This is a genomic window from Streptomyces sp. CNP082 (assembly GCF_059570535.1).
Genome location: NZ_JCANSZ010000071.1, coordinates 21,620 through 30,958, shown reverse-complemented (window position 1 = coordinate 30,958; position 9,339 = coordinate 21,620). Strand labels below are relative to the sequence as shown.

Genomic DNA, 9,339 nt, shown 5'->3' with positions numbered 1-9,339 from the left:
AAGGCGAACTATCCGGCCGAGTACATGGCCGCGCTGCTGACGTCCGTGCGCGACGACAAGGACAAGTCCGCGATCTATCTCAACGAGTGCCGGAAGATGGGCATCAAGGTGCTCCCCCCGGACGTCAACGAGTCCGACGCGAACTTCACCCCCCGCGGTGATGACACGATCGTGTTCGGCCTGACCGCCGTCCGCAACGTCGGGCAGAACGTCGTGGAGTCGATCGTTCGCAACCGCAAGGCCAAGGGGCGCTACGCGTCGTTCCCCGACTTCCTCGACAAGGTCGACGCCGTCGTCTGCAACAAGCGCACCGTCGAATCGCTGATCAAGGCGGGCGCCTTCGACGCCCTCGGCCACAGCCGCAAGGGCCTCACCGCCCAGTACGAGCCGATGATCGACAACGTGGTGTCGGTCAAGCGGAAGGAGGCCGAGGGGCAGTTCGATCTCTTCGGCGGCATGGGGGACGAGGGCGCGGCGGACGAGCCGGGCTTCGGTCTTGACGTGCAGTTCGCGGACGAGGAGTGGGAGAAGTCGTATCTGCTCGCCCAGGAGCGGGAGATGCTCGGTCTGTACGTGTCCGACCATCCGCTGTTCGGCATCGAGCACGTGCTGGGTGACAAGGCCGACGCCGCGATCGCCGCACTCAACGGCGGCGAGCACGCCGACGGCGCGATCGTCACCATCGGCGGCATCATCTCCGGGCTGCAGCGCAAGATGACCAAGCAGGGCAACGCCTGGGCCATCGCCACCGTCGAGGACCTCGGCGGCTCCATCGACTGCATGTTCTTTCCGGCCACCTACCAGTTGGTCTCCACCCAACTCGTCGAGGACGCCATCGTCTTCGTCAAGGGCCGCCTCGACAAGCGCGAGGACGTACCCCGGCTGGTCGCCATGGAACTCGCCGTCCCCGACCTGTCCGAGGTGTCCGCGAACGCGCCGGTGACGATCACGATCCCGACGGTCAAGGTCACTCCGCCGCTGGTGGAGAAGCTGGGGGAGGTGCTGTCGCAGCACCGCGGCGGCACGGAGGTGCGCGTGAAGCTCCAGGGCTCCCGCACCACCACGGTGCTCCGCCTCGACCGCCACCGGGTGTCGTCCGATCCGGCGCTCTTCGGTGACCTCAAGGCACTGCTCGGGCCGTCCTGTCTGGCGGGCTGACGGCCGCGTGGCCCCGGGCCGGGCCCCGGCCCGGCGGCCACGCCGGCGTACGCGGGCGCGCTCGCGGGGGTCGCGCCCGGCGGGGCGCGCTCAGTTGTGACCGAAGCGCTTCTGCTTGTGCTTCTGCGTCTTGTGGCTCCCGGAGCCGGGGTTCACGGCCTCGCTGACCTGGTCGGGCGGCGGCCCGCCCACGGGCGCGACGGACTCGGTCTCCGTGCCGCGTTCCTCCCGCGGGACGGCGGCGCGTTCGTTCTGGCGGTTCCTTTGCTTACGGCTCATGGGGCTTCACCGCTCCCCGAGCCGGGGGCGCTGTCCGGCGTCGCCCGCCGGCGTGTCGGCCCGGGTGTCGTCCGGCGGGGGCTGGTCGAAGGACTGCGGCCGGCCGCGGTTCGGTATGCCCGCCGGCGACCCCGCGTACTTGTCCCGGTGGGAATGCTGTTGCTGCTTCTTCTCGCGGTTCTTGCGCTTACCCATCACTGATCCTTTGCAGGCGCGGTCCCCCCGCGGAGATCACCTTCGCACGGCCTGAGATGCCTCGCATGTCGGATAATTACCGTGCGTAGTACGCACTGTTCATGGCCGGGCATCGGTGTCCGCCACGCCGATGATCGATGCCCTGCTGTTAACCACCCCTCAGTGGGGCAGACTCGAAGGCAACCCGACGTGAACTCCGCGGCACGGGCCCGGAACCGGCTGAGAAGAGGGTGAATCGTGGACCGCTGCGTCGTCCTGGTGGACGCCGGCTACCTGCTGGGCGCCGCTGCGAGCCTGCTCGCCGGGGAACCCGCCCGCTCCCGGATCACCGTCGACCACCCCGCGCTCATCCAGGGGCTGCGGGAGCAGGCCGAGGCCGACACCGCACAGCGGCTGCTGCGTATCTACTGGTTCGACGGCGCCCCCGACCGCGTACCGCAGCCCGAACACCGCAGGCTGCGCGTGATGCCCCGCGTCACCGTCCGCCTCGGTGCGCTCACCCGCAGCGACGGCCGCTGGGCGCAGAAGGGTGTCGACGCCGCGATGCACGCGGAGCTGACCGAGCTGGCCCGCAACCGCGCCTGCGCCGACGTCGTCCTCGTCACCGGCGACGGCGACCTGCTGCCGGGGATGATGTCCGCGAAAGAGCACGGCGTCGCCGTGCACCTGTGGGCGGTCCAGGCCGCCGACGGCGACTACAACCAGTCCGAGGACCTGGTCGCCGAGGCCGACGAGCGGCGCCTGCTCGACCGGGCCTGGATCACCCGCGCCATGCAGGCCAAGGACCTGACCGGCATCTGCGCCCCCAGCCCCGTGCCGCGGCCCGAGATCGCCGCGATCCTCTCCGCGCCGCCCTCGGAGACCTCCGTCGCCGGCAAGCAGACCGTCGCCAACGGCACCACGCAGGCCACCGCCCCGGTCACCGAGCGCCGCCACGACGCGGACCGGGCGCCCGACGCCGTAGCCGACGACGAAGACGTCCCCGGCGGCAAGGGCGGCGTACCCACGCCGAAGGACCTCGCGAGCCTGGGCCGCCCCGCCGTGCCCGAAGGCCGCCAGGGGCAGCCCGTGGGCAGCGCCACCCTGCGCTGGTCGTCGGATCGCGGCTGGGTGGAGCGGCCGGGCGCGGAGCCGCCGGACATCGCCGGGCTGCCCACGCTCGCCCAGCTCACCACGGCGGAGCAGCGCTGGGCGGACCGCGAGGAGGACATCACCGTCATCGGCGGCGACCCGTTCGAGGTGGGGCAGGTCTTCGCCCGGCGCTGGATGGAGCGGCTGGCGGACCAGGCGAAGCTGCGGCTGCTGGCCGGCCAGTACCCGCGTATCCCGCACCGCATCGACGGCGAGCTGCTGCGCTACGCCGCCCGCTTCGGGCTGCTGGCGCACAAGGACGACCAGATCGACGAGCGCGACCGGTACGCGATCCGGGCCGGGTTCTGGCGCGAGGTGGACGTCAGCTCGGCCACCGAGCACGCGCAGGCGGCGGAGCCGGAGGCATAAAGCTGCGGACCTGGCCGAGGGGCGCCGTACGCACCCTCGCGGGTCCGTCTCGTACGTGCCGGGCCGCCGCCCGCCTCAGCGGGTCGGCGAGCCCCAGCCCTGCCAGCCGCCCGTGGGCGGCGGGGGCACCTGCGGCTCGGGGTCGCGCGGCCCGAACAGCCCGGTCAGCACCAGGTGCACGGCCATCGCCGCCCCCGGCCACGCCAGCAGCGCGCCCTTGGCCTTCAGCTCCAGCGGCGCGTCGAAGACGCCGCCGTCGCCGACCTCCCTGGCCTGCTGCGCCGTGTCCTGCGACGGGCCCAGCACGATGCCGAACCGCCAGGCCACCACCGCCCCGATCAGCGAGCCCAGCGCCAGCCCCAGCACCAGCGGCAGCCCGCCGCGCCGCCGCCACAGGAACACCGCCAGCGCCGTCACCGCGCCGAAGGCCAGCCCCAGCAGCACGAACGTGCCGTCGATGGAGATGGCGTCCTCGCTCTCGCTCTCCTTCAGCCAGGTGCCGCCGTCGCGCACCAGCAGCGGCACGCGCGGCGCGAGCTGCTCCCACAGGAAGCCCATCAGCAGGCCCAGCGCCGCCACGCCCACCATGAGCACCAACGCGTGCCACAGCTCCGTGCTGAGGTCGGTGTCGTCGTCGCCCTCGGACTTCCGGGTACGCCTGCCGCCCGGCGTCTCGCCGGCGGGGGACGGGTAGTGCCAGGAGTTGTGGGCCGGCTGGTCGTGCGGCGGCTGCTCGTGCGGTGTCAGGGGAGCGGTCACCCCGTCATCGTGCCAGGGAGGGGACCGCCTGCCGTAGCCAGGAGGCCGTTCGGAATGTCGCCGTGACCGCCGGCGCTCACGAGCGCAGCGCCGCCTTGCGGTACGCCCACGTCGCCGCCGCCAGCGCGAGCACCCCGACGCCGGCGCAAACCCCCAGGTCGGCGAGGACCGCGAGCCAGTCGGGGGCCGGCGCGAACGTCGCCATCAGCGCCTCCACGCCGTACGTGGACGGCAGCAGGTCGCGGGCGAAGGACACCGGCCCCGGCATCCGCTCCGCCGGCAGCACCCCGAGCAGCAGCGCCGCCGACATGCCGAGCTGGCCGCAGAGCGTCGCCAGCTCCGGCCGCGGCGCCAGCAGCCCGAGCACCGCCCCGAGCCCGGCCAGCGCGGCGCCGGACAGCGGTACGACGGCCGCCAGGATCCACAGGTGCGTCAGCGGCAGCTCGAAGAGGAGGCTGCCCGTCACGGCCGTGACGACCGTGCCGGGCACGGTGAACGAGGCGTACGCGCCGGCCGCGCCGAGCACCACCGCGGCCGGCGGCACCGGGAGCGTCGCGTAGTGGTCGAGGCCGCCGGTTGCGCGCAACTGGCCGAAGTACTGGGCGAGCAGGTTCAGCGCCACGAACGCCACGATGAGCACCGTCGACCCGGCGACCACGGCGTGGGCCTCGGAGCTGCGGGCCTCGGCGTCGACCACGCCGCGCATCAGGACCATGATCCCGATGGACTGGAAGGTGGCGACGAACAGCAGCGGCAGCCGGGCCACCCGGGCGCGGGAGAGCTGGGCGCGGTAGACGGCGGCGAGAGCGGGGAAGAGCGGCACGCGGGGCGCGAGCGCGGCGGCGGCGCGCCGGGCGGAGCCGCTGCCGGTGCCGCCGGCGGCCCTGTCGGCTCTGTCCGCCCTGTCGGCCGCACCGTCCGGCGGGAGAGTCCCCCGTGCGGTCCCGTTCGCGGGGACGTCTCCCGGCGCCGCGGATCCCGGCGCCGCGGATCCCGGCGCCGCGGACCCTGGCGCCGCCGGTTCCGTCGCCGCCGGCCCGGAGCCGTCGGGCGGGGCCTGCGCGAGGCCGAGATGTCCGTCCGTCATCCCTTCACCAGTCCCTCGTCCCGCCCGCCGAGGGCCAGGTACACGTCCTCCAGGCTCGGCGTCGTCAGCGTGAAGTCGTCCAGTGCGGCGAAGGCCGGCCCGCCCGTGACCGCCGCGACCGCGGCGCGCGCCGCGTCCTGGGGCAGCCGCAGCGTCCAGCGCCGGCCCGTGCGGTGGGCGGTGCGGGCCAGCCGTGCGATCTGCGGCACGTCCAGCGGCGGCTCGTCGCGCCAGACCAGATCCACCCGGACCTCCCCGCCCACCACGGCCTTCAGCCCGGCGGGGGAGTCGCAGGCGATGACCCGGCCGCGGTCGAGCACCGCGACCCGGTCGAGGACGGTCTCGGCCTCGATGACGTTGTGCGTGACGAGCAGCACCGTCGTGCCGCGCTCGGCCCGGCGCCGGTCGATCGCCGTCCACACCGCGCGGCGGGCCACCGGGTCCATGGCGGTGGTCGGCTCGTCCAGCACCAGCAGCGGGCGCTCGCCGACCAGCGCCGCCGCGACGCATGCCAGCCGCCGCTCGCCGCCGGAGAGGCGGCGCAGCGGGCGGTCGGCGAGGCGGTCGAGGCCGAGTTCGCCGAGGACCGCGTCGCGCTCGGCGCGCGCCGCGACCGCGGGCAGGCCGCGCAGCCGGGCGGTGGTCTCGGCGGCCAGCGCCACCGTCAGGTCGTCGAGCGCGGTGGACTCCTGGCCGAGGTACGCCAGCAGCCGCGCGGCCAGCTCGGGGCGGCGTACGAGGTCGTGGCCGAAGAGCTCGATGCTGCCGGAGTCGGGCCGCAGCAGGCCCGTGAGCTGGCGTACGAGCGTGGACTTGCCGGCACCGTTGGGGCCGAGGAGGCCGAAGATCTCGCCGGCGTGGATGTCGAGGCCGACGCCGTCACAGGCCCGTACGGGACCGGCGTGGGCGGCGCGGCCGGCGGGCGCCGTGGACGGAGCGGACGAGGCGGCGGGAGCGGACGCCGCGGGGTGCGGGGGCGGCTTCGTGCCCTGGCGGCCGGCCCGGCGCCGCAGCCGCTTCTCGCGGGGTGCCGGATAGGTCTTCACGAGTTCGCGCACGGCACAGACCACCGCGCCCGGCGGGGAGGCGGTCCCCCCGGCCGCGGCAGGACCCGCCGCTTCGCTGCGCGTACTCACGAACTACGAGGGTACGCGGTGCCGGACGGCCCAGCCGTCGGGGGGAGGGCTGCGCCGGGCCTGGACGGATACCGTGCACTCCGGTATGACCTGGACATGTCGAAGAAGACGCGCAAGCGCAAGTGGCGTACCCGCAAGGGCAAGGCCAACCACGGCCGCCGGCCCGCCTAGCGCCGAGGAGGACCAGCCGGGCCGCACCCGCCCGGCCGCGCGGCGGCCCGTCAGCGGCCGGCGCGCGCGATGGGCGCCACCACGGCGCCCGTCAGCTCCGCCAGCACCGTCGGCGACAGCTCCACCTCAAGACCGCGCCGGCCCGCGGAGACGCAGACCGTCGGCCGCCCGGCGGCCGAGGAGTCCAGCACCGTCGGCAGCCGCTTGCGCTGGCCCAGCGGGGAGATGCCGCCGCGGACGTACCCCGTGGTGCGCTCGGCGTGCGCCGGGTCCGCCATGACCGCCTTCTTGCCGCCCGCCGCCGCGGCCAGCGCCTTGAGGTCCAGCGTGCCGGAGACGGGCACGATCGCGACGGTCAGCGCACCGTCGACCTCGGCGAGCAGGGTCTTGAAGACCTGGCCCGGGTCGACGCCGAGCGCGTCGGCCGCCTCCTCACCGTACGAGGCGGCGGCGGGGTCGTGGTCGTAGGCGTGGACGGTGAACTCGGCGCCGGCCTTGGTCAGTGCCACCGTGGCCGGGGTGGATCCGGCCTGTTTCTTCTTTGCCATACCGCTCAGTTGGGGCTCGTCGGGTTCCGCGTCAGGTCGACCGCGGGGAGAGACGGGAGCTTACCCAGCACCGCGCTCTCCCGTCGCAGGATTTTCAGCTCGGCCGACAGCCGCGCCGCGGTGTCCCGTGCCTGGAGGAGCTGCTGCTTCGACGGGGTGTCCAGCACCGCCGCCGCGGCGACGAGATACGACAGCACCGACGGCTCGTCCGGCAGCTCCGTGGCAGCGCCGAGCGAGCGCTCGCGGGCGCCGGCCAGCCTCTTCTGGTACGTCCTGAAGGCCCGTACGACCGCCGCGGACAGCACGCCCGCGCCCTCGCCCGACTGCTCCGGCAGCGCCTCGACCTCGCCGGTCAGATACTCGCCCGAGGCGTCCACCGACAGCAGCCGGAACCGGCGGGTGCCGGTGACCAGCACCTCGTACCCGCCGCTCTCCTTCTCCCGGATCGTCGCCGCGTCCGCCACGCAGCCGACGCCGTAGAACGCCTGCATCGGGTCGGCGCCGAAGCCGGCCGCGGGGCCGCGCTCGGGCCGCGCGGTCTGATCCGGCAGGCCCGGTCCCGTGGGCGCCACCTCGCGGCCGTCCCGGATCGCCACCACGCCGAACCGCCGCTCCGACTCGGGCAGCTTGCGCAGGTCGCGCATCATCGCCCGGTACCGCTCCTCGAACACGTTCAAGGGCATGACGAGGCCCGGGAACAGCACCGCGTTCAGCGGGAAGAGAGGAAGGCGTGCGGTGGTCACAGGCGGATCCTAACGGTCCCGGCCGGTACCTCACTGGCGGCGCAGCGCTCGGGAGACGCCGGCCGCCACGGTGGTGGCGAGCACCCAGCCGGCGAGCACGAGCACCGTGGCCGTCCACTGGTAATGCCCCGACTGGTGCCAGGCGTTGTCCTGGCCCAGGTCGATGACGGGCAGCAGCAGATCGAGCACGTAGAGCGGGGGATTCCACTGGGGCCCCTCGCCGGGGCGCAGCGCGCGCGGCTCCTGCTGCGCGAAGTACAGCGAGCCCACGGCCCACAGCACCGCCATCCACACCACGGCACGGGTGGGGCGGTAGCCGTAGGCCACCGTCCAGTCCTGCACCAGGCCCCAGGCCTTGCCGGTCAGCGGCAGCGTCTCGCGCTGTCTGCGGTGCTTGGCGAGCATGACCTCGCGGGCGTCATGGTCCTCGCCGGTGTTGCGCAGGACCGCGGCCAGCAGCTCGTACGGCTCCGGGGAGAACTCCGGGGTGGCGGCCTCCACCCACTCCAGCCGGTGCACCAGCGGGAAGGCGCCGACGGGTATGAGGTGCTCGTAGAAGAAGCCGGCCATCGCCAGCCGGCCGGGGCCGGGCCAGCTCGTGTACTTGTCGCGGAGGTTGACGACCCGGGCGCCGGACAGCACGACCCTGCCGCCCTCCGGCTCGCGTCCGATGAACCGCAGCTCCGGCGTCTGGATCCGGCGCAGGGACATCTCCTGCTCCGGGTCCATCACGAAGCGCGCGCCGTCGAGGTCGACGGAGTCGCCGAAGCGGCCGTCGTCCAGCCGCAGCCCGCCGTGGCACTCGAAGCGCTGCATCCGCGTGCCGCGCGGCGGGGTGTGGCCGCTGATGCCGTACGGGGGCGTGGCCCCGCCCGTCGCGGCCTCGGGGACCGCCGCCGGGCCCATGTGCAGCGAGCGCTCCACGGTGAGCTGCGGCGCGTTGAGCGCGCGCTTGCCGTACGGGTTGCGCAGGACGCTGCCGCTCAGGTTGAGCGAGACGCCGACGGTCGCGCCGCGCATCCGCAGCTCGCCGTGCGCCTGCAGCAGGTCGGCCTGGAGGTCCTGGCCGACGGTGATGCCGTCGGCGGCGATGGCCACACCGCGCCGGTCACGGCCGACGGTGAGCTGGCTGAGCAGCAGGTCCGTGCCGATGTGGGCGTCGGTCAGGCGGATGCCGCCGTCCACGGTGCAGCGGGGCAGGTGCAGGTCGCCGCTGGTGGTCAGCCGGGCGGCCTCGAGCCGCGGGACCGAGCACTCCACCAGGCGCAGCGTGGCGAAGGAGCACTCGGGCATCAGCAGCTCGTTCTCGAAGCGGCAGTTGCGCAGCTCCACGTACGGATCTACCCGGCCGCCGGAGAGGTCGAGCGTGCCCGTGACGAGCGCGCCGGCCAGCTTCAGCGACGACACCCGGCCGGGCCGGGCCGGCGGGCCGTGCAGCAGGAGCCGGGCGAGTAACGAGGCGCGCACGCTGCGCTCCTGCCCCCAGACGTGCAGCCCCGCCGGGTCGTTCTCCCCGGGATCGCGCGAGCGCAGATCGTAGGTCACTCCTTCCTGGAACGCTTCCCACAGTCCCCGTTCCGTGGCTGAAAGGTCCTCGGGCGGCTCCGCCCGGTCGTGCTGTGCAGCGGTCAACGACACGCTCCCCTGGTCTGCCCGCGTCCGTCCCGTACGGCTCTGATTCCCCTTGGGATGGCACACTGAACGCTAGTACCAGGTACTGACAGTGACGAGTTCGCGGTCCAGCCTGTGGACAACCGGACCGG

11 protein-coding genes are annotated in these 9,339 nt (G+C 74.0%); 3 read left to right on the top strand and 8 right to left on the bottom strand.

The features are described 5' to 3' along the window. Positions 1-1,158 (top strand): helix-hairpin-helix domain-containing protein (locus B124_RS33355; RefSeq protein ID WP_496506757.1); only part of this gene is annotated, 1,158 nt, incomplete at its 5' end. 90 nt (positions 1,159-1,248) lie between these two features. On the opposite strand, the gene B124_RS33350 is transcribed toward B124_RS33355, so the two are convergent. Together B124_RS33350 and B124_RS33345 are read right to left on the bottom strand one after the other, a co-directional pair. Next, positions 1,249-1,437, bottom strand: coding sequence for a hypothetical protein (locus B124_RS33350; protein WP_496506756.1), 189 nt, complete (start codon positions 1,435-1,437; stop codon positions 1,249-1,251). 6 nt (positions 1,438-1,443) lie between these two features. Beyond that, entirely contained in the window at positions 1,444-1,632 is a 189-nt protein-coding gene (locus tag B124_RS33345) for a hypothetical protein (RefSeq protein WP_496506755.1), read from the bottom strand. Positions 1,633-1,869: 237 nt separating this feature from the next. Here B124_RS33345 and B124_RS33340 point away from each other — a divergent pair, with 237 nt between their 5' ends. Continuing rightward, complete coding sequence (locus B124_RS33340; protein WP_496506754.1) at positions 1,870-3,132, top strand: NYN domain-containing protein; 1,263 nt, start codon at positions 1,870-1,872, stop codon at positions 3,130-3,132. A 75-nt stretch (positions 3,133-3,207) separates the two neighbouring features. Here B124_RS33340 and B124_RS33335 read toward each other — a convergent pair whose 3' ends face one another. From B124_RS33335 to B124_RS33325, 3 genes are all read right to left on the bottom strand, one after another. Continuing rightward, positions 3,208-3,891: a hypothetical protein gene (locus tag B124_RS33335; RefSeq protein WP_496506753.1), complete on the bottom strand. Its 684-nt coding sequence runs from the start codon at positions 3,889-3,891 to the stop codon at positions 3,208-3,210. A gap of 76 nt (positions 3,892-3,967) precedes the next feature. Further along, a complete protein-coding gene (locus tag B124_RS33330; RefSeq protein WP_496506752.1) occupies positions 3,968-4,978 on the bottom strand; it encodes an ABC transporter permease in 1,011 nt (336 codons plus the stop codon). Then, entirely contained in the window at positions 4,975-6,036 is a 1,062-nt protein-coding gene (locus B124_RS33325) for an ABC transporter ATP-binding protein (RefSeq protein ID WP_496506760.1), read from the bottom strand. Before B124_RS33325 ends, B124_RS33330 begins: the two co-directional genes overlap by 4 nt. 96 nt (positions 6,037-6,132) lie before the next feature. Here B124_RS33325 and B124_RS33320 point away from each other — a divergent pair, with 96 nt between their 5' ends. Next, positions 6,133-6,285, top strand: a complete 153-nt coding sequence (locus B124_RS33320; RefSeq protein ID WP_496506751.1) for a hypothetical protein — start codon at positions 6,133-6,135, stop codon at positions 6,283-6,285. 50 nt (positions 6,286-6,335) lie between these two features. On the opposite strand, the gene ybaK is transcribed toward B124_RS33320, so the two are convergent. Genes ybaK through B124_RS33305 form a run of 3 tightly spaced genes read right to left on the bottom strand, consistent with a single transcriptional unit; the run spans position 6,336 to position 9,208 of the window. Beyond that, complete coding sequence (gene ybaK / locus B124_RS33315; protein WP_496506750.1) at positions 6,336-6,833, bottom strand: Cys-tRNA(Pro) deacylase; 498 nt, start codon at positions 6,831-6,833, stop codon at positions 6,336-6,338. 5 nt (positions 6,834-6,838) lie between these two features. Continuing rightward, positions 6,839-7,576, bottom strand: coding sequence for an LON peptidase substrate-binding domain-containing protein (locus B124_RS33310; RefSeq protein ID WP_496506749.1), 738 nt, complete (start codon positions 7,574-7,576; stop codon positions 6,839-6,841). A gap of 30 nt (positions 7,577-7,606) precedes the next feature. Further along, positions 7,607-9,208, bottom strand: coding sequence for an oxidoreductase (locus tag B124_RS33305; protein WP_496506748.1), 1,602 nt, complete (start codon positions 9,206-9,208; stop codon positions 7,607-7,609). Between the last annotated feature and the right edge of the window lie 131 nt (positions 9,209-9,339).